General features: G+C 67.1%; 25 protein-coding genes. 2 read left to right on the top strand and 23 right to left on the bottom strand.

Annotation, left to right across the window (positions count from 1 at the left end; translation table 11 throughout):
* Nucleotides 1-8: 8 nt before the first annotated feature.
* From hisI to JC881_RS27240, 3 genes are read right to left on the bottom strand one after another with little or no spacing between them, the layout of a single operon-like run.
* A complete protein-coding gene (gene hisI, locus JC881_RS27250) occupies nucleotides 9-407 on the bottom strand; it encodes a phosphoribosyl-AMP cyclohydrolase (RefSeq protein WP_198788864.1) in 399 nt (132 codons plus the stop codon).
* Nucleotides 408-442: 35 nt separating this feature from the next.
* Nucleotides 443-1,228 carry an imidazole glycerol phosphate synthase subunit HisF gene (gene hisF / locus JC881_RS27245; protein WP_198788824.1) on the bottom strand — a complete coding sequence of 262 codons (786 nt, stop codon included), beginning with the start codon at nucleotides 1,226-1,228 and terminating at the stop codon, nucleotides 443-445.
* A 22-nt stretch (nucleotides 1,229-1,250) separates the two neighbouring features.
* A complete protein-coding gene (locus JC881_RS27240) occupies nucleotides 1,251-2,087 on the bottom strand; it encodes a D-hexose-6-phosphate mutarotase (protein ID WP_198788823.1) in 837 nt (278 codons plus the stop codon).
* 128 nt (nucleotides 2,088-2,215) lie between these two features.
* On the opposite strand from JC881_RS27240, the gene JC881_RS27235 reads away from it, so the two are divergent.
* Nucleotides 2,216-3,523 (top strand): dicarboxylate/amino acid:cation symporter, encoded by a 1,308-nt coding sequence (locus JC881_RS27235; protein WP_198788822.1) that lies wholly within the window; start codon nucleotides 2,216-2,218, stop codon nucleotides 3,521-3,523.
* Between the two features lie 8 nt (nucleotides 3,524-3,531).
* The gene (locus JC881_RS27230) at nucleotides 3,532-4,440 is read left to right on the top strand and encodes an amino acid ABC transporter substrate-binding protein (RefSeq protein WP_198788821.1); all 909 of its coding nucleotides are present in this window, start codon (nucleotides 3,532-3,534) and stop codon (nucleotides 4,438-4,440) included.
* A 109-nt stretch (nucleotides 4,441-4,549) separates the two neighbouring features.
* On the opposite strand, the gene JC881_RS27225 is transcribed toward JC881_RS27230, so the two are convergent.
* The 20 genes from JC881_RS27225 to JC881_RS27130 form a co-directional block, all read right to left on the bottom strand.
* Nucleotides 4,550-5,722: an AAA family ATPase gene (locus JC881_RS27225; protein ID WP_198788820.1), complete on the bottom strand. Its 1,173-nt coding sequence runs from the start codon at nucleotides 5,720-5,722 to the stop codon at nucleotides 4,550-4,552.
* A 37-nt stretch (nucleotides 5,723-5,759) separates the two neighbouring features.
* Nucleotides 5,760-6,503, bottom strand: coding sequence for a 1-(5-phosphoribosyl)-5-[(5-phosphoribosylamino)methylideneamino]imidazole-4-carboxamide isomerase (gene hisA / locus JC881_RS27220; protein WP_093439766.1), 744 nt, complete (start codon nucleotides 6,501-6,503; stop codon nucleotides 5,760-5,762).
* A gap of 154 nt (nucleotides 6,504-6,657) precedes the next feature.
* The gene (gene hisH / locus JC881_RS27215; protein ID WP_198788819.1) at nucleotides 6,658-7,317 is read right to left on the bottom strand and encodes an imidazole glycerol phosphate synthase subunit HisH; all 660 of its coding nucleotides are present in this window, start codon (nucleotides 7,315-7,317) and stop codon (nucleotides 6,658-6,660) included.
* Between the two features lie 19 nt (nucleotides 7,318-7,336).
* Nucleotides 7,337-7,945 (bottom strand): imidazoleglycerol-phosphate dehydratase HisB, encoded by a 609-nt coding sequence (gene hisB, locus JC881_RS27210; protein WP_198788818.1) that lies wholly within the window; start codon nucleotides 7,943-7,945, stop codon nucleotides 7,337-7,339.
* Nucleotides 7,942-9,024, bottom strand: a complete 1,083-nt coding sequence (gene hisC / locus JC881_RS27205; RefSeq protein ID WP_198788817.1) for a histidinol-phosphate transaminase — start codon at nucleotides 9,022-9,024, stop codon at nucleotides 7,942-7,944. The genes hisB and hisC overlap by 4 nt, the downstream gene beginning before the upstream one ends.
* The gene (locus JC881_RS27200) at nucleotides 9,017-9,691 is read right to left on the bottom strand and encodes a suppressor of fused domain protein (RefSeq protein WP_198788816.1); all 675 of its coding nucleotides are present in this window, start codon (nucleotides 9,689-9,691) and stop codon (nucleotides 9,017-9,019) included. The genes hisC and JC881_RS27200 overlap by 8 nt, the downstream gene beginning before the upstream one ends.
* 7 nt (nucleotides 9,692-9,698) lie before the next feature.
* Nucleotides 9,699-10,070, bottom strand: a complete 372-nt coding sequence (locus tag JC881_RS27195; RefSeq protein ID WP_198788815.1) for a hypothetical protein — start codon at nucleotides 10,068-10,070, stop codon at nucleotides 9,699-9,701.
* A gap of 5 nt (nucleotides 10,071-10,075) precedes the next feature.
* Nucleotides 10,076-10,927 (bottom strand): hypothetical protein, encoded by an 852-nt coding sequence (locus tag JC881_RS27190; RefSeq protein ID WP_198788814.1) that lies wholly within the window; start codon nucleotides 10,925-10,927, stop codon nucleotides 10,076-10,078.
* Between the two features lie 37 nt (nucleotides 10,928-10,964).
* Nucleotides 10,965-12,287 carry a histidinol dehydrogenase gene (gene hisD, locus JC881_RS27185; RefSeq protein ID WP_198788813.1) on the bottom strand — a complete coding sequence of 441 codons (1,323 nt, stop codon included), beginning with the start codon at nucleotides 12,285-12,287 and terminating at the stop codon, nucleotides 10,965-10,967.
* On the bottom strand, nucleotides 12,284-12,940 hold the full coding sequence (gene hisG, locus JC881_RS27180; RefSeq protein ID WP_198788812.1) for an ATP phosphoribosyltransferase: 657 nt from the start codon (nucleotides 12,938-12,940) through the stop codon (nucleotides 12,284-12,286). The genes hisD and hisG overlap by 4 nt, the downstream gene beginning before the upstream one ends.
* Entirely contained in the window at nucleotides 12,937-14,226 is a 1,290-nt protein-coding gene (gene murA, locus JC881_RS27175; RefSeq protein WP_198788811.1) for a UDP-N-acetylglucosamine 1-carboxyvinyltransferase, read from the bottom strand. Before murA ends, hisG begins: the two co-directional genes overlap by 4 nt.
* Before the next feature lie 40 nt (nucleotides 14,227-14,266).
* Complete coding sequence (locus JC881_RS27170) at nucleotides 14,267-14,509, bottom strand: BolA family protein (RefSeq protein WP_198788810.1); 243 nt, start codon at nucleotides 14,507-14,509, stop codon at nucleotides 14,267-14,269.
* A 118-nt stretch (nucleotides 14,510-14,627) separates the two neighbouring features.
* Entirely contained in the window at nucleotides 14,628-15,392 is a 765-nt protein-coding gene (locus JC881_RS27165; protein ID WP_198788809.1) for an ABC transporter permease, read from the bottom strand.
* The gene (locus JC881_RS27160) at nucleotides 15,389-16,336 is read right to left on the bottom strand and encodes an ABC transporter ATP-binding protein (RefSeq protein WP_198788808.1); all 948 of its coding nucleotides are present in this window, start codon (nucleotides 16,334-16,336) and stop codon (nucleotides 15,389-15,391) included. The genes JC881_RS27165 and JC881_RS27160 overlap by 4 nt, the downstream gene beginning before the upstream one ends.
* Before the next feature lie 162 nt (nucleotides 16,337-16,498).
* The gene (locus JC881_RS27155; RefSeq protein WP_013539706.1) at nucleotides 16,499-16,774 is read right to left on the bottom strand and encodes an STAS domain-containing protein; all 276 of its coding nucleotides are present in this window, start codon (nucleotides 16,772-16,774) and stop codon (nucleotides 16,499-16,501) included.
* 19 nt (nucleotides 16,775-16,793) lie between these two features.
* Nucleotides 16,794-17,450, bottom strand: coding sequence for an MlaC/ttg2D family ABC transporter substrate-binding protein (locus tag JC881_RS27150; RefSeq protein WP_198788807.1), 657 nt, complete (start codon nucleotides 17,448-17,450; stop codon nucleotides 16,794-16,796).
* Between the two features lie 168 nt (nucleotides 17,451-17,618).
* On the bottom strand, nucleotides 17,619-18,365 hold the full coding sequence (locus JC881_RS27145; RefSeq protein ID WP_198788806.1) for an MlaA family lipoprotein: 747 nt from the start codon (nucleotides 18,363-18,365) through the stop codon (nucleotides 17,619-17,621).
* Nucleotides 18,366-18,391: 26 nt separating this feature from the next.
* On the bottom strand, nucleotides 18,392-18,886 hold the full coding sequence (gene mlaD / locus JC881_RS27140; RefSeq protein WP_042579085.1) for an outer membrane lipid asymmetry maintenance protein MlaD: 495 nt from the start codon (nucleotides 18,884-18,886) through the stop codon (nucleotides 18,392-18,394).
* A gap of 37 nt (nucleotides 18,887-18,923) precedes the next feature.
* A complete protein-coding gene (mlaE, locus tag JC881_RS27135) occupies nucleotides 18,924-19,706 on the bottom strand; it encodes a lipid asymmetry maintenance ABC transporter permease subunit MlaE (RefSeq protein WP_198788805.1) in 783 nt (260 codons plus the stop codon).
* On the bottom strand, nucleotides 19,703-20,530 hold the full coding sequence (locus JC881_RS27130) for an ABC transporter ATP-binding protein (RefSeq protein ID WP_233102071.1): 828 nt from the start codon (nucleotides 20,528-20,530) through the stop codon (nucleotides 19,703-19,705). Before JC881_RS27130 ends, mlaE begins: the two co-directional genes overlap by 4 nt.
* Nucleotides 20,531-20,577 lie beyond the last annotated feature (47 nt).

Below are 20,577 nucleotides of genomic sequence, written 5' to 3'. Positions count from 1 at the left end.
GGTGCCGGTCATTTGTAGATCGATTCCGGGTCTTTCAAGACCGGCTCCACCACGGTCCACTGGCCCTTTTCGTACTTGCTGAAGAAGCAGCTGTGGCGGCCGGTGTGGCAGGCGATGCCGGGCTCGTGGCCCAGCTGGGTGACCTTGAGCAGCACCACGTCGTTGTCGCAGTCCATGCGGATCTCGTGCACGGTCTGCACGTGGCCCGATTCCTCGCCCTTGAACCACAGCTTGTTGCGCGAGCGGCTGAAATACACCGCGCGGCCCAGCTCGGCGGTCTTTTCGAGCGCCTCGCGGTTCATCCAGGCGAACATCAGCACGTCGTTGCTGCCTTGTTCCTGCGCGATCACGGGTACGAGTCCGTTCGCGTCCCACTTCACTTCATCGAGCCATTTCATGGGCGGTATTGTCGGGGATGGGGCAAAGACCCCTCAGCGGCCGATCAACGGTCGATTCGCACGGGAATGCCCCGCGCGGCCATGCGGGCTTTCGCCTCGCCCACGGTGTGCTCGCCGTAGTGAAAGATGCTGGCGGCCAGCACCGCGTCGGCGCCGCCGGTCTGGATGCCGTCGGCCAGGTCGTCCAGGTTGCCGACGCCGCCCGAGGCGATCACCGGCACGCTGACTGCATCGCTCACCGCACGGGTGAGCGCGAGGTCGAAGCCGCTCTTGGTGCCGTCGCGGTCCATGCTCGTGAGGAGGATCTCGCCCGCGCCGCGGCGCGCCATCTCGGTGGCCCACTGAACCGCGTCCAGGCCCGTGTTCTTGCGGCCGCCGTGGCTGTAAACGTCCCAGCCCGGGCCGCGCGTGGCCGCCTCTTCGGGCGTGCGGCGCTTGGCATCGATGGCCACCACGATGCACTGCGAGCCGTATTTCTGCGAGGCGTCGTTGATCACCTGCGGATCGGCGATGGCGGCCGAGTTGAAGCTGGTCTTGTCCGCGCCCGCATTGAGGAGCCGGCGCACATCGGCCACGGTGCGAACGCCGCCGCCCACCGTGAGCGGAATGAAGACCTGCGAGGCCACCGCCTCGATGATCGGCAGGATCAGGTCGCGCCCGTCGCTGGTGGCGGTGATGTCCAGGAAGGTGAGCTCGTCGGCGCCCTGCGCGTTGTAGCGCGCGGCGATCTCGACCGGATCGCCGGCATCGCGCAGTTCGAGGAAGTTGACGCCCTTGACGACGCGGCCGCCGGTGACGTCGAGGCAGGGAATGATGCGTTTGGCAAGCATGGGAATGTGAACCGGAAGGAAATCAGAGAACGGTGAGCTGTTGCCAGCCCTGCCACTGGGCGCCGGGCGCCAGCGTCACTTGCTCGTCGATGCGCGCGGCCTCGACGCAGAGCATGTGGCGGTAGCCGTCGGCCGGCATGTCGGTCAGTTTGGCGCAGAGTTCGGCGCCGGGGTTCCACACCACGGTTTCGGTGCAGCTCGCGCTTTGCGAGATCTCGAGCGTGCCGCTCGGCTGCACGAGGCGCAGCGGTTTTGCGGGCGCCGCATAGACGCTGTCGAACTCGGCGTCGAACCGCAATGCGGCAGCGGTCTCCACATGGCGGTCGTCGCGCAGCGAATCCCAGCGGTTGGCGCCTTCGAGGCCCTCGAGCCGCACCTGGGCGATGTCGTCGACGTGCAAGTAGGAATGCAGCGCCGCGGCAAAGGCCCAGGGCGCGGGGCCGGTGTTGGTCAGCGTGAGCGCGATGCGCAACTGGCCGGGGGCCAGCGTGACTTCCAGGCGTGCCTCGAAAGCGTGCGGCCAGAGCGCCCGAGTGGCCTCGTTGTCGCGCAGCCGGAACGCCAGGGTTCCCGGCGCGGTACCCGAGGCCTGGAGTTCCCAAGGCAAATTGCGCATGAACCCATGCTTGGGCAGCATGCCGCGCATGTTGAACTGCGGGCAGCAAATGGGCACGCCGCCCCGGATCGCGGTCTTGCCGTCGAACACCGCGCGGGGGCTGAGAAAGAACCTTTCCCCTCCGTCGGCCGTGGTCCACGAGAGCACCTGCGCACCGTGCAGGGCGATCGCGAGGGTGCTTCCGTCCGCGCCGGTGGCACGGATCGCGGGCTGGCCGCGCAAGTCGATCGGGGTGATTTCCATGTGAGGAATTGTAGGCAGCCCCCGCACCATGGCACGGAATTGGCATCGGGGGCCCATTGCGTGGCCGGGGCCTTCTTGGATACCCTGTCTCCCTCTAAAAAACACTCACACATCCAAAGGGGAATCTCATGAAGAAAAAGCTGCCGATGGCCGCATGGATCCTGATTGCCATGGTGCTCGGCATCATCGTCGGCTACATGATCTTCTCCAGCTTCCCGGACAAGAAGGCTGCCAAGGAAATCGCGGACTACGTGTCCATCGTCTCGGACGTGTTCCTGCGCCTGATCAAGATGCTGATCGGCCCGCTGGTGTTCTCCACGCTGGTGGTGGGCATCGCGCACATGGGCGACGCCAAATCGGTGGGCCGAGTGTTCGGCAAGGCGATCGGCTGGTTCCTCACCGCCTCGCTCATCTCGCTGGTCATCGGCCTGGTCATGGCCAACCTGCTCAAGCCCGGCGAGAACCTGGGCCTGCCGCTGCCCGACATCGGCGCCTCGGCCAACCTGGCCACCTCCAAGTTCACGCTCAAGGACTTCGTGAGCCACACGGTGCCCAAGTCGTTCGTGGAGGCCATGGCCAACAACGAGATCCTGCAGATCGTGGTGTTCTCGATGTTCTTCGGCGTGGCGCTCGCCTCGCTGGGCGACAAGGCCAAGACGCTGGTGGCCGCCATCGAGGAGCTCTCGCACGCGATGCTCAAGATCACAGGCTACGTGATGAAGCTCGCGCCGCTCGCGGTGCTCGCCGCCATGGCCGCCACGGTCGCGGTGAACGGCCTGGGCATTCTCCTGAAGTTCGCCGTCTTCATGGGCGACTTCTACCTGGGCCTCTTCGTGCTGTGGAGCGTGCTGGTGCTGGCGGGCTTCCTCTTCCTCGGGCCGCGCGTGTTCAAGCTGCTGGTGCTCATCAAGGAAGCCTTCCTGCTGTCGTTCGCCACGGCCAGTTCCGAGGCGGCGTATCCCAAGATCCTGCAGGCGCTCGACCGGTTCGGCGTGAAGCGCAAGATCTCCAGCTTCGTGATGCCGATGGGCTACTCGTTCAACCTGGACGGCTCGATGATGTACTGCACCTTCGCCGTGCTCTTCATCGCGCAGGCCTACAACATCCACATGCCGATCAGCACGCAGGTCACCATGCTGCTGATCCTCATGCTCACTTCCAAGGGCATGGCCGGCGTGCCGCGCGCTTCGCTGGTGGTGATTGCCGCCACGCTCAACCACTTCGACATTCCCGAGGCCGGCCTGCTCTTGATCCTGGGCGTGGACACGTTCCTGGACATGGGCCGCTCGGCCACCAACGCGGTGGGCAATTCCATCGCCACCGCGGTGGTCGCCAAGTGGGAGGGCGAGCTGCTCTCCGAGGGCGATGCCGAGGTCAATGCGAAGGCGATCGACGAGGAGGCCAACGCCACCCTCGCCCACCCGGCCCACGCGTGAGGCGCGCCATGAACCTCAAGGCCATGCTGCCCTCGGTTCTTCTTGCCGGACTGCTGGCGGCCGCCTCGCTGGCCACCGCACCGGCGCAGGCGCAGGAGCAGCTCACCGGCACGCTCGCCAAGGCGCGCGAGTCGGGCGCCATCACCATCGGCTACCGCGAGTCATCGGTGCCCTTCTCGTACCTCAATGCGCGCAAGGAGCCGATCGGCTATTCGATCGAGCTGTGCCGCGCACTGGTCACCGCCATCGAGGACGCGGTGAACAAGAGCCTCGCGATCAAGTGGGTGCCCGTGACGTCCGATTCGCGCATCGACGCGGTCGCCGGCGGCAAGGTCGACCTGGAGTGCGGCTCCACCACCAACAATCTGGAGCGCCAGAAGCGCGTCGCCTTCTCGCCCACGATGTTCGTCTCGGGCACCAAGGTGCTGGTGAAAAAGGGCGCGCCGATCAAGTCGTTCCGCGACCTCGCCGGCAAAAAGGTGGCGGTTACCGCCGGCACCACCAACGAGAAGACGCTGCGGGAGCTCTCGGAGAAGTTCAAGCTCGGCATCAACCTGCAGGTGGCGCGCGACCACGCGGAATCGTTCGGGCTCGTGAAAAGCGGCCAGGCCGATGCGTTTGCCACCGACGACGTGCTGCTCTACGGCCTCATCGCGCAGGACGCCGCCAAGGCCGACTACGAGGTGGTGGGCGACTTCCTCTCCTACGACCCCTACGGGATCATGTACCGCAAGGGCGACGCGCAACTGGCCAAGGTGGTCAACGACACCTTCCAGGTGCTGGCCGAAGACGGCGAGATCGAGCGGCAGTACAAGCGCTGGTTCCTGCGCAAGCTCCCTTCGGGCGAGAGCATCAACCTGCCGATGAGCGCGCAGCTGGAGACGATCATCCAGACGATGTCGGTGAAGGCCGAGTAGGCCTTGTGCGGCCGCCGCCGGGTCGCCCCAAGGCGGTCCGCGCTTCCCCCTCGGGGGGTGGCGAATTACACGCAGCGCAGCGAAGTGAAAAGCCGGGGGGTCAACGGACCTATCGCGCTGGCCACTCCCAGCGCGGGATTTCGCTCATGTCCAGGTTGGCGATGCGCGTCTCGCCGAACTGCTTTTCGAGCACCACGGGCTGCAGGCCGTCGCAGTCGTCCAGCGCGGCGATCAGGCGTGCCGCGTGCGACACCACGATCACCTGCGACTGCCGCGCCGCCTGCGCGATGAGACGGCCGAGCGCCGGCAGCAGGTCGGGGTGCAGGCTGGTCTCGGGCTCGTTGAGCACCAGCAGCGCGGGCGGCCGGGGCGTCAGGAGCGCCGCGATCCAAAGCAGGTAGCGCAGGGTGCCGTCCGAGAGTTCGGCGGCCGTGAGGGGCCGCAAAAGGCCGTGCTGGTGCATCAGCGTCTGGAAGCGATCGCCCTCGGCCTCGACCTCGACGCGGGCGCCCGGAAAGGCATCGTCCACGGCGCGGTCGAGCGCCTCGCCGTCGCCGATCTCGCGAATGGTCTGCAGCGCGGCCGCCAGGTCGGCGCCATCGTTGGCGAGCACGGGCGTGTAGGTGCCCAGCTGCGGCAGGCGCGCGGGCGCGTCGGCATCGGAGCGGAAGTGGTCGTAGAAGCGCCAGGAGCGCATCTGCTCCCGCAGCGTGAGCATCTCGGGCGCGTCGCGCGGGTCGGCGTGCTCGGTCATCATGCTGGCGAAGGCCGGGATCGGCCGGCCCACGGCCTGCCAGCTCTTGCCTTCGCGCAGGCGCAGCGCCCCGCCCTTGCGGTCGACCAGTTGCGTGGAGGGCCGCAGCAGCGGGCCGCTCCAGATCGCCTCGTGCTTGATCTGCGGGTCGCGCGAGAAGGCCGTCGAGGGAATCGGCGGCGGCAGGCCGATGTCGATGGCGTAGCCGAAATCTTCCGATTCGGCGCCCGCGAAGCCCAGCTTCAGCGCGACCGGCTCGCTGCGCGTGGTGCCCTGCACCGGCACGTCGCCACGCAGCATCGCCGCCGAGAAGCGCTCGGGCCCGGCCCACAGGGTGGAAGACAGCCCGCCCTCGCGCACCAGCGAGCGGATCACCCCGCCGTTGGCGATGTCGGCCAGGAGGCGCATCGCGCGGTACACGCTCGACTTGCCGCTGCCGTTGGCGCCCGTCACCACCGTGAGGCGGCCCAGCGGCACCGTCAGCTGGCGCAGCGACCGGTAGTTGGCAATGGCGAGCGCGGAGAGCACGCGCTACAGGGCGTAGAGAAGGAAGAGAAGAACGGCGTCAGGCGCCGGCCAGCTCGTCGGCGCGCGCCTGGGCGGCGGCGAAGTCGAGGTCGCCCGAGTAGATGGCGCGTCCGCAGATCACGCCTTCCACGCCTTCGAACTCGACCGCGCAGAGCTGGTCGATGTCGGCCATGTTCGACAGGCCGCCCGAGGCGATCACCGGGATGCTCAGTGCCTGCGCGAGCTTGACGGTGGCCTCGATGTTGATGCCCGAGAGCATGCCGTCGCGGCCGATGTCGGTGTAGATGATCGACTCGACCCCGTAGTCCTCGAACTTCTTGCCCAGGTCGGCCACCTCGTGGCCGGTGAGCTTGCTCCAGCCGTCGGTGGCGACCTTGCCGTCCTTGGCGTCCAGGCCCACGATGATGTGGCCGCCGAAGGCGCTGCACGCGTCCTTCAGGAAGCCCGGGTTCTTGACCGCGGCGGTGCCGATGATCACGTAGCGCAGGCCGTCGTCGATGTAGCGCTCGATGGTGTCCAGGTCGCGGATGCCGCCGCCCAGCTGCACCGGGATGTCGTCGCCGACTTCCTTCAGGATCGCCTTGATCGCCGCGTGGTTCTGCGGCTTGCCGGCGAAGGCGCCATTCAGATCGACCAGGTGCAGCCGCCGCGCGCCGGCGGTGACCCACTTGCGGGCCATGGCGGCAGGGTCTTCGCTGAAGATGGTGGATTGGTCCATGTCGCCCTGCTTGAGGCGAACGCAGTGGCCGTCTTTGAGATCAATGGCGGGAATGAGGAGCATGGTGCCGGTCAGCAGAAGCGAAGGTTCAAGAAAGGAGGGAGGAATTGTTCAAGGACACCACGGAACCGGCTTTGCCGGGCCGTCGGTGTCGCCCCCGGTAGGGGGTTGGCGAAGCGGACACGCAGTGCCGCGCAGCCTGGGGGCGAGCAACAAGTCATGGGTTCCAGTGGAGGAAGTTGCGATAGAGCTGCAGCCCATGGTCCGCACTCTTCTCCGGGTGGAACTGGGTGGCAAAAATGTTATCGCGTGCGATGGCTGCGGTAAAGCTCGCGCCGTAATCGGCCTCGCCCACGCTGTGCCGGGCGTCGGCCGGCCGCGCGTAGAAGCTGTGCACGAAGTAGAAATAGCTCTGGTCGGGAATGCCCGCCCACACCGCGTGCGGCTGGGCCTGGCGCACCTGGTTCCAGCCCATCTGCGGCACCTTGAAGCGGCTGCCGTCGGCCTGCAGGCGCCCGGCCAGTTCGAACTTGATGACCTCACCCGGTATGAGGCCAAGCCCGTCGGTCGGGCCTTCGTCGCTGCGCGACAGCAGCATCTGCATGCCCACGCACACGCCGAAGAGCGGCTTGCTCGCGGCCGCCTCGAGCACCGATTCCTGAAGACCCGAGTCGCGCAGCTCGCGCATGCAGTCGGGCATTGCGCCCTGCCCCGGCAGCACCACGCGCGTGGCCTTGCGCACCACGTCCGGGTCGGAGGTGACGAACACCTCCACGCCCACCTGGTCGGCCGCATGGCGCACGGCCTGCGACACCGAGTGCAGGTTGCCCATGCCGTAGTCGACGACGGCGACGGAATTCGTTGCTACAGATTTCATAGCTGTTCGCCAGCGGCTCTCAGAGCGAGCCTTTGGTCGAGGGAATGACGCCGACGGAGCGCGGATCGAGCTCCAGCGCGCCGCGCATGGCACGGGCGAAGGCCTTGAAGACCGTCTCGCACTGGTGGTGCGCGTTCACGCCTTTGAGGTTGTCGATGTGCAGCGTGACGAAGGCGTGGTTCACGAAGCCCTGGAAGAACTCGTAGGTGAGCTGGCTGTCGAAGGTGCCGATCATTCCGCTGGTGAAGGGCACGTGCATCACGAGGCCGGGGCGGCCCGAGAAGTCGATGACCACGCGGCTCAATGCCTCGTCCAGCGGCACGTAGGCATGGCCGTAGCGGCGGATGCCCTTCTTGTCGCCGATGGCCTGGGCCACGGCCTGGCCGAACGTGATGCCCACGTCTTCCACCGTGTGGTGGCCGTCGATGTGCAGGTCGCCCTGGCAGTCGATGTCCAGGTCGATCAGCCCGTGGCGGGCGATCTGGTCGAGCATGTGGTCGAAGAAGCCGATGCCGGTGGACAGCTTGGCCTTGCCGGTGCCGTCGAGGTTCACGCTGACGGTGATCTTCGTCTCGGCGGTGTTGCGGGTGACCGACGCGGTGCGGTCGGTGCTCTGTGGGGTGGTCATAGTGAGGCTTCGAGTGCCGCCAGCATCCGCGCATTCTCGTCGGCCGTTCCGACGGTCAGGCGCAGGCAATTTGCCAGCAGTTCGTGCATTTTAGAAACGTTCTTCACCAGCACCCCCTGAGCCTTCATGCCCTCGAAGGTCTTGGCGGCATCGGGGACGCGCAAAAGGATCATGTTCGCGTCGCTCGGCCAGGTCTTCACGCCGGGGAGGCGGCCCAGGCCGGTCATCAGGCGCTCGCGCTCCTCGCGGATCTGTTTCGCCTGCGCCTCGAACACTTCGGTGTGCTCCAAGGCGAACAGCGCGCACTCGCAATTGAGCACGCTGATGTTGTAGGGCGGGCGCACCTTGTCGACCTCGGCGACCAGCGCGGCCGGCCCCATGAGGTAGCCCAGGCGAATGCCCGCCAGGCCGAACTTGCTGAGCGTGCGCATCAGGAGCACGTGGCGGTGTTTCGCAAGGCGATCGATGTAGCTGCGGGCGGCAAAGGGCTGGTAGGCCTCGTCGATCACCACCAGGCCGCCCTGCGCGCCCTGGGCCTGGACGATCTTCTCGACGACGGCGTCGTCCCAGAGGTTGGCGGTCGGGTTGTTCGGGTAGGCCAGATAGACGATGGCGGGCTTCTCGCGCGCGATGGCAGCCAGCATGGCGGCCTCGTCCAGCTCGAAGTCGCCCGTGAGCGGCACGCCCACGAAGCGAAGGCCCTGCAGTTGGGCGCTCATGGCGTACATCACGAAGCCGGGCACGGGCGCGAGCACGCTGGCGCCGGGCTGGTCGCAGGCGATGGCCAGGAGCGAGATCAGCTCGTCCGAGCCGTTGCCCAGCATCAGCGAAAAGCCTTCGGGCATCTGCGCGTGCGCGGCCAGCGCGCGCTGCAGGTCGGCGCCGCGGTCGCCCGGGTAGCGGTTGAGCGCGAGCGCGCCCAGCCGCGCGCCGAGTTCGGCCTGCAGCGCGGGCGGCAGGCCGAAGGGGTTTTCCATCGCATCGAGCTTGATGAAGCCGCGCGCGTCCTGCACGGCGTAGGCGTGCATGGCGCGCACGTCGGCGCGGATGCGCTGCAGCGCGGGGAGAGAGTCAGACATAGGAGATTCGCTGGGGGTCGAAGACCATCGGGTGGTCGTTGGCGTCGAACAGGTCGAGCAGTTCGCCCAAGCCGTCCTCGCGCTTGACCAGCGCGTATTCGGCTTCGGAGATGAGGTTGACGGTCAGCATGGCGATGGCCTCGCCCTCGTCCACTGTGACGCCGGAGAGCATGCGCGCATCAGGCCCGTAGATCGGCGTGAGGAAGAAGAAGGTCTGGAACCCGCAGAACGACAGCGGCGGCTCGGGCATCGGCACGCGATGGCCGCTGGCCAGGAAGAAGCGGTCGAAGGCCGGCAGCTTGGCGAGCCAGCGCAGGTTCGAGATGTATTCGGGGTTCAGGTCGCGCACGTACCAGACCAGCTCGGCCGCGCGCGTCATGCCCTCGGGCACGCCGTGGGGCGGCGCGGGCATGAGCCGGTCGCTCATGCCGTTGGTGACGAGCACGTAGCCCTCGTCGTCGGCCAACTCCTCACCCTCGCTGTCCTCGACGAAGTTGCGGCCGAAGGCGTGGATGTCGACGCGGTGCTCGGCGTCGGCGCTGTCCAGGAAGGTCTGCTCGGGCTCGTCTTCGAGCGCGTCGAGCATGGCCTGCAGGCGCAGCTGGGCGCGCGTCGGCGCCGCGGCTGCCGCACCGCCCATCAGGGCCTTTTTCAACTTGTCGAACATGGCGGGATCAGGATGCGCAGCGAAAGCTGTTCTGCAGCGCGCTGGACAGCACCAGCTGCACCGGCATGTCGGCCTCGTAGAGCTCGGCATTGCGCTTGAGCTCGGCCTGGAAGAGCGAGCGCGCCATCGAGGGCTCGAGCCGGCGGCCGTCGACGCAGAACAGCGGCTTCTGGCCGGTGCGCCGCGCCGTGTCGCTGGCTTCGCGCAGGCCTTCGAGCACGCCCACGAGGTAGTAGCTCGCGTAGGCCTTGCCCTCTTTCTTTTCCTTGACCTCGAGCGTGTGGAACTCGCGCAGGGTCATGGCGTGCGCACCGACGCCGGCCGCGAGCGCGAACACAAGTGCGAACCCCAGCATCGGCAGACGAACGGTGCGCTTCATGGCATTTACTTGCGGTAGCGCGGCGGCGGCGCGTAGGCGCCGTCGGCCGGGAAGGCGCTGGGCTGCGGCGGCGTGGCATCGCGGCGCGGACGGCGCGGGGCCTGCGGCTGTTCGAGCTCGAACAGCGCGGCGCCGATCACGCCGATGTTGCGCACATCGCCGGCCTCGGTGTTCGCCGCGTAGGCGCGGCCCGGCGTGGCGAAGCGGAAGGCCGCGACCTCGCTCTGACTCTTGCGGAAGCCCTCGATGTTCAGCGTCTCCTGCGGGCGCAGCACGTAGCCGCCGTTGCGCAGGCTCCCGGCCTTGCCGGTGAGCACGTCCAGGCCGTCGACGGTGGCGATCACCTCGTAGCTGCGGTCGCTCAGGTTGCGAAAGCGCAGCGTGTAGCGCGCGCCTTCGATGCCGGCCAGGCGGAACATGTCGCTGCTGCTACTGCCGCTACTGCTGCTACTGCCGCGGCGTGCGCGCTGCAGCGGCAGCGGGCGGTTGCTCTCGTCGAGCACCGACCATTCGACGTCGCCCTGGGCGAGCTGCAGGTTGAGCCGGCGCTCGGGGTTGTTGCCCACATCGTGGCGCACAGCGGACGCTTCGTTGTAGCCCACCGAAGCCACTTCGTCGGGCTGCTCGGACAGCCGCTTGGCCACGACGGTGCGGGTCTTCGACTCGATGCCCTCGCCCCATTGGGTGCCAAGTTGTGCGGGTGCAGGTGCGGCCGGCGCGGCGCTGGGCGTGGCGGACATCGCGGCCGTTTCGCCGCTGTTCTGCGGCATCTGCGTGCAGGCGGCCAGCAAGGCGGCGCCTGCCACGAGGCCGGTGGCGAAACGGAAAAATCTCGAACGATAGAGACGTTGAATCATCTGGCGTGCTCCTCCCTGAAGCGGGGTTGTTGGAGCCTCAGATCTTACGCAGGCGCATGCGGGCGGCTTCGGCGTGCGCCTGCAGGCCCTCGCCTTCGGCCAGCGTGACCGCGATCGGGCCGAGCACCTGCGCGCCGGCTTCGCTCACTTCGATGAGGCTGGAGCGCTTCTGGAAGTCGTAGACGCCCAGCGGGCTGGAGAAGCGCGCCGTGCCGCTCGTGGGCAGCACGTGGTTCGGGCCGGCGCAGTAGTCGCCCAGGCTCTCGCTGGTGAAGGCGCCCAGGAAGATCGCGCCGGCGTGGCGCAAGAGTGGCTCCCAGCGGCCCGGCTCGCTGCTGCTGACTTCCAGGTGCTCGGGGGCGATGCGGTTGCTGATCTCGCAGGCCTCTTCCATGCTCTTGGTATGGATCAGCGCGCCGCGCCCGTTGAGCGAGGCGGCGATGATTTCGGCGCGCGGCATGGCGGGCAGCAGGCGATCGATTTCGGCCTGCACGCGGTCGATGTAGGCGGCGTCGGGGCACAGGAGGATGCTTTGCGCGAGCTCGTCGTGCTCGGCCTGGCTGAAGAGGTCCATCGCCACCCACTCGGGCGGCGCGGTGCCGTCGGCCAGCACGAGGATCTCGCTCGGGCCCGCGATCATGTCGATGCCCACGGTGCCGAACACGCGGCGCTTGGCGGCGGCCACGTAGGCGTTGCCGGGGCCGGTGATCTTGTCGACCGCGGGGATGGTGGCGGTGCCGTAGGCCAGCGCCGCCACGGCCTGCGCGCCGCCGACGGTGAAGCCGCGCGTCACGCCGGCCACGTAGGCGGCGGCGAGCACGAGCGGGTTCTTTTCGCCTCTGGGCGTCGGTACGACCATGATGATTTCGCCCACGCCCGCGACGTGCGCGGGAATCGCGTTCATCAGCACGCTCGACGGATACGCGGCCTTGCCGCCCGGCACGTAGATGCCCACGCGATCCAGCGGCGTGACCTTCTGCCCGAGCAGCGTGCCATCGGCATCGCGGTAGCTCCAGCTCTCGCCGCTCGCCTTCTTCTGGGCCTCGTGGTAGCTGCGCACGCGGCGCGCGGCGGCTTCGAGCGCGTCGCGCTGGGCGGCGGGCAGTGCCTCGAAAGCGGCCTTCAGTTCGGCTTGCGTGAGTTCCAGCTCGGGCAGCGTCTTGGCGTCGAGCTTGTCGAAGCGGTTGGTGTATTCGAGCACCGCGTCGTCGCCGCGCTTTTGCACATCGGCCAGGATGTCGGCCACCACTTTCTCGATTGCAGCATCCGCGTCCGCGGACCAATGCAGCCGCGCCTTGAATTCAGCGTCGAAGCTGGCTGAAGTCGTGGAGAGGCGGGCGGGGGCTGCTTTCAGAGTCATGGGGCGGGAGATTGGGCGGGAGGAATGGCTGACGCGAACGCGTCGATGATGCGGCGAATGGGTTCGCGCTTGAGCTTGAGCGCAGCCTGGTTGACGACCAGCCGGGCGCTGATGTCCATGATGCGTTCCACCTCGACGAGGTGGTTGGCCTTGAGCGTGTTGCCGGTGGAGACCAGGTCGACGATGGCGTCGGCCAGGCCCGTGAGCGGCGCGAGCTCCATGCTGCCGTAGAGCTTGATGAGGTCCACGTGCACGCCCTTGCTCGCGAAGAAGTCGCGCGAGAGGCCCACGTACTTGGTCGCCACGCGCAGCCGCGAGCCCTGGCGCACGGCCGAGGCGTAGTCGTAGTCGGCGCGCACGGCCACGCTCAGGCGGCAGGCGGCGATGCGCAGGTCCAGCGGCTGGTACATGCCCTGGTTGCCGTTTTCCAGCAGCACGTCGAGGCCGGTCACGCCCAGGTCGGCGCCGCCGTACTGCACGTAGGTGGGCACATCGGAGGCGCGCACCAGCACCACGCGCACGTCGGGACGGGTGGTTTCCAGGATCAGCTTGCGCGACTTCTCGGGGTCTTCCGTGACCTCGATGCCGGCCGCGGCCAGGAGAGGCATCGTCTCTTCGAAGATGCGGCCTTTGGAGAGGGCCAACGTGATCATGCGGCGGCTCCGGTCACGCGCTCGATGTCGGCGCCCAGGCCGCGCAGCTTGGCCTCCATGCGGTCGTAGCCGCGATCGAGGTGGTAGATGCGGTCGACCAGCGTCTCGCCCTCGGCCACGAGGCCGGCGATCACGAGGCTGGCGGAGGCGCGCAGGTCGGTGGCCATCACGGTAGCGCCCGAGAGCTGGGGCACGCCCTCGACCATCGCGACCTTGCCCTCGACGTGGATGGTCGCGCCCAGCCGCACCATCTCGTTCACGTGCATGAAGCGGTTCTCGAAGATGGTCTCGGTGACCATCGAGGCGCCGCGCGCGATCACGTTCAGCGCCATGAACTGGGCCTGCATGTCAGTCGGGAAACCGGGGTATTCGGTGGTGCTGAAGCTCTGCGCCTTCAGGTGCTCGCTGGCCGGGGCCTTGGAGCTGATGCGCACGCCGCCCTCTTCCCGCGCGACCGTGCAGCCGGCGTCGCGCAGCTTGTCGATCACCGCGTCCATGTGGTCGGCGCGGGCGTGGCGCAGGAACACCTCGCCGCCCGTGGCCGCGACGGCGCACAGGAACGTGCCGGCCTCGATGCGGTCGGCCACCACGGCGTGCTCGCAACCGTGCAGCTTTTCGACGCCCTGGATGCGGATGTGGCTCGTGCCGTGGCCTTCGATCTTCGCGCCCATGCGGATCAGCATTTCGGCCAGGTCGACGATCTCGGGCTCCTGCGCGGCGTTTTCGAGCAGCGTCTCGCCCTCGGCGAGCGCGGCGGCCATGAGGAAGTTCTCGGTGCCGGTGACGGTGACCATGTCGGTCAGGATGCGCGCGCCCTTCAGGCGGGTGCGGCCCGCGGGCAGGCTGGCGATCATGTAGCCGTGCTCGACCACGATCTCGGCGCCCATCGCCTGCAGGCCCTTGATGTGCTGATCGACCGGCCGCGAGCCGATGGCGCAGCCGCCCGGCAGCGACACCTTGGCGTGGCCGAAGCGCGCGAGCAGCGGGCCGAGGGCCAGCACGGAGGCGCGCATGGTCTTCACGAGCTCATAAGGGGCCTCGGGGTTGGTGAGGTCGCCGGCGTTCAGTTGCACGGTGCCGTTGTCATCGCGCTCAGCCACGACACCCATGTTGCGCACCAGCTTGAGCATGGTCGACACGTCCTGCAGGCGCGGCACGTTGTGCAGCGTCACGGGCTGGTCGGTCAAGAGGGCGGCGCACAGCTCGGGCAACGCGGCGTTCTTGGCGCCGGAAATGAGCACCTCGCCGCGAAGCTGGCGCCCGCCGCGAATCAGAAGTTTGTCCATCGAGGATCCAGCGAAATGGGGTGGCCCGGGGGCCGGAAAGTTACTTTTCCACCGCCGCCCATTCGGCCGGCGTGTAGGTTTTCATCGAGAGCGCATGCACTTCGTCGGTGTGCATTTTCGCACCGAGGGTGGCATAGACCCGCTGGTGGCGCTGGATGGCGCGCTTGCCCTCGAATTCGGCCGAGACGATGGTCGCGTACCAATGTCGGCCGTCGCCTTCCAGCGAGATGTGCTCGCAGGGGAGGTGGGCAGCGATGATGGCTTGGAGTTCTTCAGCGGTCATTGGGGTACGTATTCATCGGGAAACACCGCGGAACCGGCTTTGCCGGGCCGCTGGTGTTGCCCCCGGAAGGGGGTTGGCGGAGCGACACGAAGTGCGCGAAGACTGGGGGAGAGCCATGTTAGCCCCGGATTTTGTAGCCGATACGGAGGAGATGGACAGCGACGGCGCTCACCACCAGCCAGGCGGTGCCCACGATGCCCAGGCTCAGCCAGGGCGAGGCATCGCTCACGCCGAAGAAGCCGTAGCGAAAGCCGTCGATCATGTAGAAGAACGGGTTCAGGTGGCTCACCCCCTGCCAGAACGGCGGCAGCGAGCCGATCGAATAGAACACGCCCGAGAGGAACGTCATGGGCATGATCAGGAAATTCTGGAACACCGCCATCTGGTCGAACTTCTCGGCCCAGAGGCCGGCGATCAGGCCCAGGGTGCCGAGCATCGCGGCGCCCAGCAGCGCGAAAACGACGATCCAGACCGGCGCCACGAAATTCGGCATCGCGAAGAACACGGTGACGACGAACACGCCGAGCCCCACCGCCAGCCCGCGGATGATCGACGAGCCCACGTAGGCGAAGAACCAGCCCCAGTGCGACAGCGGCGTGAGCAGCACGAACACGAGGTTGCCCATGATCTTGCTCTGGATGATCGAGGACGAACTGTTCGCAAAAGAGTTCTGCAGCACGCTCATCATCACGAGCCCCGGCACCAAGAAGGCCGTGTAGCCCACCGAGCCATAGACCTTCACGTGGTCTTCGAGCACGTGGCCGAACACCATCAGATACAGCAGCGCGGTGAGCACCGGCGCGCCGACGGTCTGGAAGCCGACTTTCCAGAAGCGCAGCGTCTCCTTGTAGAGCAGCGCGCGCCACCCAGTGACGGCCATCATCGCGACACCTCCAGCGGCGTCTGCTCGCCCGCCATCAGGTCGATGAACACGTCTTCCAGGTCGGCCTTGCGCATTTCCACGTCTTCCACCGCGACGCCGGCTTCGCGGATCGCGGCCAGCAGTTGTTCGACTTCATGGGCGTTCTGCGCCGGCAGCTGCACGATCCGCCCGGTGATGCGCGCATGCTGGGCGATGGCCCAGGGCAGCATCGCGTCGGTCTTGAAACGCAGCACGTTGCTCGCGGCCGATTTCAGGAGTTCGCTGGTGCGGTCCAGCGCGATCACGCGGCCCAGCTTGAGCATCGCGATGCGGCTGCAAAGCGCCTCGGCCTCTTCGAGGTAATGGGTGGTGAGCAGCACGGTGCTGCCCTGCTTGTTGAGCCGGGCGACGAACTGCCAGAGCGTCTGGCGCAACTCGACGTCGACACCGGCGGTGGGCTCGTCCAGCACGATGACGGGCGGCTTGTGCACCAGCGCCTGCGCCACCAGCACGCGGCGCTTCATGCCGCCCGACAGCTGGCGCATGTTGGCCGTGGCCTTGTCGGTGAGGCCCAGGCTGTGCAGCAGTTCGTCGATCCAGTCGTCGTTGTTCTTGATGCCGAAGTAGCCCGACTGGATGCGCAGCGACTCGCGCACGTTGAAGAAAGGGTCGAACACCAGCTCCTGCGGCACGATGCCCAGCTGGCGGCGCGCTTCGGCGTAGTCGCGCTGCACGTCGAAGCCGTGCACGCTGATGGCGCCGGACGTGGGCCGCGAGAGGCCCGCGAGCATGCTGATCAGGGTGGTCTTGCCCGCGCCGTTGGGGCCGAGCAGGCCAAAGAACTCGCCCGGCTCGATCTGGAAGGAAACCTCGTCGACCGCGCGCAAGCCTTGTTTGCCTTGGGCTTTCTGCTGTCTGGAGGGAGGGTAGGTCTTGGAGACCGATTGGAATGAGATCGCGGGCATGGGAGCCCGCGATTTTAAGGGCGCCCCCGCGAGCTGGCGCGCAGCGGCTCGATTGCCCTCATGCGGCCGCCGCCGGGCCGCCCCAAGGCGGGCCGCGCCCCACCCTCGGGGGGTGGCGAATTACACGCAGCGAAGCGGAGTGAAAAGCCGGGGGGCCAACAGTCAGGGCGCGGCGGGCAAAAGGCCCGCGATGCCGTACAGCGCAGCCAGTTCGCGCAGGCGCGGCGAAAGACCTTTGACCGAGAAACCGCGGCCCAGCGCACTGGATTCGCGGCGGCATTCGAGCAGCACCGCCAGCGCCGACGAATCGAACTGGGCCAGCGCGGTGGCGTCGACCACCGTGGACGACGAATCCGTCTGGCCCTTGAGCCCCTGCTGCAGCATGCGCATGCAGGCGGGGGCCTCGTCGTGGGTGAGCTTGGTGGGCAGGACCAGCATGTGCGTTGCCGTGGGCCGGTCAGCCCTTGGTGTTGCTCTTGTTGCGGCTGGCCAGCGCGGTGATCAGGCCGTCGATGCCGCTCTTGTTGATTTCCTGCGCGAACTGCGTGCGGTAGGTATCGACCAGCCAGACGCCCAGCACATTGAGGTTGTAGACCTTCCAGCCCGCGCCCTGGCCCGGCGTCTTCTCGAGGCGATAGTCCAGCTGCACGGGGTCGCCGCGGCCCTGGATCTCGGTGCGCACCAGCACTTCCTTGTCGTCGGCCGAGCCGCGGAACGGACGGACGGTGACGGTCTGGTCGACCACCTGGTCGAGCGCGCCGGCGTAGGTGCGAACCAGCAGGGCCTTGAATTCTTCCTGCAGGCGCTTTTGCTGCTCGGGGGTGGCCTGGCGCCAGGCCGGGCCGACGGCCGAGGCCGTCATGCGCTGGAAGTTGACGTTGGGCATGATCTTGCTGTCGACCAGCACCATGATCTTGTTGACGTCGCCAGCCTTGATCGACGAGTCGGCCTTGATCGTCTCGAGCACGTCGCTCGACAGGCGCTTGACCAGCGCGTCGGGCGCCTCGTCGGCAGCGTAGGCCGGGCGGACGAAGGCGACGGCGGCGCCGAACAGCAGGGCACCGGCCAGAACCAGCCGGCCCACATCGCGTCGTTGCAAGATCTTGTTGTTCATGGAGAGTCCCTCAGAATTTTGAAAATGGACGAAGCACCCAGGTCGCGCAAGGCGTTTGAGTGCTGCGACAAGAACGGATTCGACAGGCCCGGAGCCGACCGGGTTCCTGAAGCGCAGGTGAAGCCTTGCAACCGGATGCAAGCGGCTTCATCGTCCGCCCCGCGCTTTTTACTTGCTTTCGGCGCCGTCGTCGGCCGGGCTGTTGCCCGCACCGTCGTCCGGCGGATTGCCGTCGTAGACCTGGCTGCGGCGGCGCTGCAGGAACGCATCGCGCGTGAACGAATACCTGTCGAGCGCCGCTTCGCCGAGGAGGCGGCTCGCGCGCAGGTACTGCGAACGCGTGTCGACGATGCGCAGCACCGAGAGCGAATTGCGCCAGGCCACGTCGTCCATCTGGGCGACCGGGTCGCCGAAGCGGTCCACCGGCAGCGCGGCCGTGTCGCGCAGGGTCGAAGACCCGAGCAGCGGCAGCACGACGTACGGACCGGCGCCTACGCCCCAGTGGCCCAGCGTCTGGCCGAAGTCTTCTTCATGGCGCGGAATGCCCGCCTCGGTGGCCACGTCGAGCAGCCCGCCGAGCCCGAAGAAGGTGTTGACGTTGAGCCGCATGAAGGTCTCGGCGCTGTTTTGCACCTTGAACTGCACCACGTTGTTGGCAAGGTTCCAGACGTCGCCCAGGTTGTTGAAGAAGTTGTTGACACCCGTGCGCACCATCTGCGGCAACGCGCGCTGGTAGGCGGTGGCCACCGGCACGAGCACGGCGTCGTCCACCGTGTCGTTGAAGCGAGAAACGCCGCGATTGAACGGCTCGAACGGATCGGCCGGATTGGCGTTGGGCCCTGTGGCACACCCGGCAACGATCGCCAAGGCGGCGGCTGCCATCGCCCAGCGGGCACTATTAGCTATGCTTTTCATAGCATTCGATGCAAAGAATCGTGATTTCATTTTTTGTTGGCTGTTCCCGGCGCCGTATTCGAGCCCCCTTCGGCCGCCTTGCTGTAAAGGAACTGGCTGATCAGGTTCTCCAGCACCACGGCCGATTGGGTCGAAGTGATGGTGTCGCCGGCTTGCAAGTTCTTCTCCTCGGCGCCCGCTTCGATGCCGATGTACTGCTCGCCGAGCAGGCCACTGGTCAGGATCTTGAGCGAGCTGTCCTTGGGAAAACTGTAACGTTTTTGCAGGGCCAGTGTGACGTCGGCCTGAAAGGCCTTGTCGTTGAACGCGATGGATTCCACACGTCCGACCACCACACCGGCACTCTTGACCGCGGTTTGTGGCTTCAAACCACCAATGTTGTCGAAGCGCGCGGTGACCGCGTAGGTCTGCTGGAAGTTCAGGCTCAGCAGGTTGGCCGACTGCAGCGCGAGAAACAGCAGTGCGGCCGCGCCGATGAGCACGAATAGGCCGACCCAGATGTCGTTGTTGGTACGTTGCATGGTTTGCACTCTCTAGAACGATGGGAGCGGTGCTCCTTTAGATACTGAACATCATGGCGGTGAGGAGGAAGTCCAGCCCCAGCACCGCGAGCGATGCCGTCACGACCGTGCGCGTCGTCGCGCGCGACACGCCCTCGGGCGTGGGCTGGGCTTCGTAGCCCTGCAGCAGCGCAATGAAAGTCACGGTGAAGCCGAAGACGATGCTCTTGATCACGCCGTTGCCGACGTCGCGCCACACATCGACGCCGCCCTGCATCTGGCCCCAGAACGCGCCCGGATCGACGCCCAGCATCAGCACGCCCACCACGTAGCCGCCCATGATGCCGACGGCGCTGAACACGGCCGCCAGCAGCGGCATGGTGATGACGCCGGCCCAGAATCGCGGCGCGAGGATGCGCTGCACCGGGTCGACCGCCATCATTTCCATGGCGCTCAATTGCTCGTCGGCCTTCATGAGGCCGATCTCGGCCGTGAGCGACGTGCCCGCGCGCCCGGTGAAGAGCAGCGCCGCCACCACCGGCCCGAGTTCGCGCACCAGGCTCAGCGTGACCAGGAGGCCGAGCGCCTCGGACGAGCCGTAGCGCTGCAGCGCGTAGTACATCTGCAGCCCCAGCACGAAGCCGACGAACAGCCCCGACACGCCGATGATCGCGAGCGAGTAGTTGCCCAGGAAATGGATCTGGTCGCGCACGAGGCTGAAGCGACGCATGATCTGCGCGCCGGGCCCGACCAGGCGCATGAAGAGCTTGGCGCCATAGCCCAGATTCGCCAGATGGCTGCGCACGGAAAAACCGACGTCGGCGGGCTTCCACCAGCTCATGAGCGCCCTCCTTCGACGTTGCCGAAATCGTCTTCGATGCTGACGCCCGGGTAATGGAAGCGCACGGGCCCATCGGGCAGCGCATTGACGAACTGGTGCACCAGCGGGTCGGTGCTCTCGCGCACTTCGGCCGGCGTGCCCTGCGCGGCGATGCTGCCGTTGGCCAGGATGATCACGTGATCGGCGATGCGGAAGGTTTCTTCGAGATCGTGCGACACCACGATGCTGGTGAGCCCGAGCGTGTCGTTGAGCTGGCGAATGAGGCGCGCCGCGGTGCCGAGCGAAATCGGATCGAGGCCGGCGAAAGGTTCGTCGTACATCACGAGGTCGGGGTCGAGCGCGATGGCACGCGCGAGCGCCACGCGCCGCGCCATGCCGCCCGACACCTCGCTGGGCATCAGGTCGCGCGCACCGCGCAGGCCCACCGCATCGAGCTTCATGAGCACCACGTCGCGCACCAGCGCTTCGGACAACTGCGTGTGCTCGCGCAGCGGGAACGCCACGTTGTCGAACACGGTCATGTCGGTGAAGAGGGCACCGAACTGGAAGAGCATGCCCATGCGGCGCCGGGCCGCGTAGAGCGCCGCGTTGTCGAACTTGCCGACATCGTGGCCGTCGAAATGCACCTCGCCGCGCTGCGCCCGCTGCTGCCCGCCGATCAATCGCAGCACGGTGGTCTTGCCTCCGCCGGAGGCGCCCATCAAGGCCGTGACCTTGCCGCGCGGGACGGCGAAAGAGACGCCGTCGAGAATCGCGCGCGCGCCGTAGCCGAACGTGACGTCGCGGAACTCTACGAAGGGTTGTGGCTGTGCGGCTGGGTCCATCTCAATAAAAAAGCCGGGCGCCTTTTCAGGCATCCCGGCATGCGGTT

The organism is Variovorax sp. IB41, from assembly GCF_016405905.1.
Lineage (GTDB): Bacteria > Pseudomonadota > Gammaproteobacteria > Burkholderiales > Burkholderiaceae_C > Variovorax.
This window is presented reverse-complemented; position numbering and strand designations above follow the sequence as displayed.

Bases quoted from the DNA above. Each gene is read 5' to 3' on its own strand.
- JC881_RS27190 (WP_198788814.1), bottom strand. From the start codon at position 10,927: ATGATTCAACGTCTCTATCGTTCGAGATTTTTCCGTTTCGCCACCGGC.
- JC881_RS27165 (WP_198788809.1), bottom strand. From the start codon at position 15,392: ATGATGGCCGTCACTGGGTGGCGCGCGCTGCTCTACAAGGAGACGCTG.
- murA (WP_198788811.1), bottom strand. From the start codon at position 14,226: ATGGACAAACTTCTGATTCGCGGCGGGCGCCAGCTTCGCGGCGAGGTG.
- JC881_RS27170 (WP_198788810.1), bottom strand. From the start codon at position 14,509: ATGACCGCTGAAGAACTCCAAGCCATCATCGCTGCCCACCTCCCCTGC.
- JC881_RS27240 (WP_198788823.1), bottom strand. From the start codon at position 2,087: ATGGAAATCACCCCGATCGACTTGCGCGGCCAGCCCGCGATCCGTGCC.
- JC881_RS27235 (WP_198788822.1), top strand. From the start codon at position 2,216: ATGAAGAAAAAGCTGCCGATGGCCGCATGGATCCTGATTGCCATGGTG.
- hisG (WP_198788812.1), bottom strand. From the start codon at position 12,940: ATGATCACGTTGGCCCTCTCCAAAGGCCGCATCTTCGAAGAGACGATG.
- hisC (WP_198788817.1), bottom strand. From the start codon at position 9,024: ATGTCTGACTCTCTCCCCGCGCTGCAGCGCATCCGCGCCGACGTGCGC.
- hisD (WP_198788813.1), bottom strand. From the start codon at position 12,287: ATGACTCTGAAAGCAGCCCCCGCCCGCCTCTCCACGACTTCAGCCAGC.
- hisB (WP_198788818.1), bottom strand. From the start codon at position 7,945: ATGACCACCCCACAGAGCACCGACCGCACCGCGTCGGTCACCCGCAAC.
- mlaE (WP_198788805.1), bottom strand. From the start codon at position 19,706: ATGAGCTGGTGGAAGCCCGCCGACGTCGGTTTTTCCGTGCGCAGCCAT.
- hisF (WP_198788824.1), bottom strand. From the start codon at position 1,228: ATGCTTGCCAAACGCATCATTCCCTGCCTCGACGTCACCGGCGGCCGC.
- JC881_RS27145 (WP_198788806.1), bottom strand. From the start codon at position 18,365: ATGAAAAGCATAGCTAATAGTGCCCGCTGGGCGATGGCAGCCGCCGCC.
- JC881_RS27230 (WP_198788821.1), top strand. From the start codon at position 3,532: ATGAACCTCAAGGCCATGCTGCCCTCGGTTCTTCTTGCCGGACTGCTG.
- hisH (WP_198788819.1), bottom strand. From the start codon at position 7,317: ATGAAATCTGTAGCAACGAATTCCGTCGCCGTCGTCGACTACGGCATG.
- JC881_RS27195 (WP_198788815.1), bottom strand. From the start codon at position 10,070: ATGAAGCGCACCGTTCGTCTGCCGATGCTGGGGTTCGCACTTGTGTTC.
- JC881_RS27150 (WP_198788807.1), bottom strand. From the start codon at position 17,450: ATGAACAACAAGATCTTGCAACGACGCGATGTGGGCCGGCTGGTTCTG.
- JC881_RS27160 (WP_198788808.1), bottom strand. From the start codon at position 16,336: ATGCCCGCGATCTCATTCCAATCGGTCTCCAAGACCTACCCTCCCTCC.
- JC881_RS27200 (WP_198788816.1), bottom strand. From the start codon at position 9,691: ATGTTCGACAAGTTGAAAAAGGCCCTGATGGGCGGTGCGGCAGCCGCG.
- mlaD (WP_042579085.1), bottom strand. From the start codon at position 18,886: ATGCAACGTACCAACAACGACATCTGGGTCGGCCTATTCGTGCTCATC.
- hisA (WP_093439766.1), bottom strand. From the start codon at position 6,503: ATGCTCCTCATTCCCGCCATTGATCTCAAAGACGGCCACTGCGTTCGC.
- JC881_RS27130 (WP_233102071.1), bottom strand. From the start codon at position 20,530: ATGGACCCAGCCGCACAGCCACAACCCTTCGTAGAGTTCCGCGACGTC.
- JC881_RS27155 (WP_013539706.1), bottom strand. From the start codon at position 16,774: ATGCTGGTCCTGCCCACCAAGCTCACCCACGACGAGGCCCCCGCCTGC.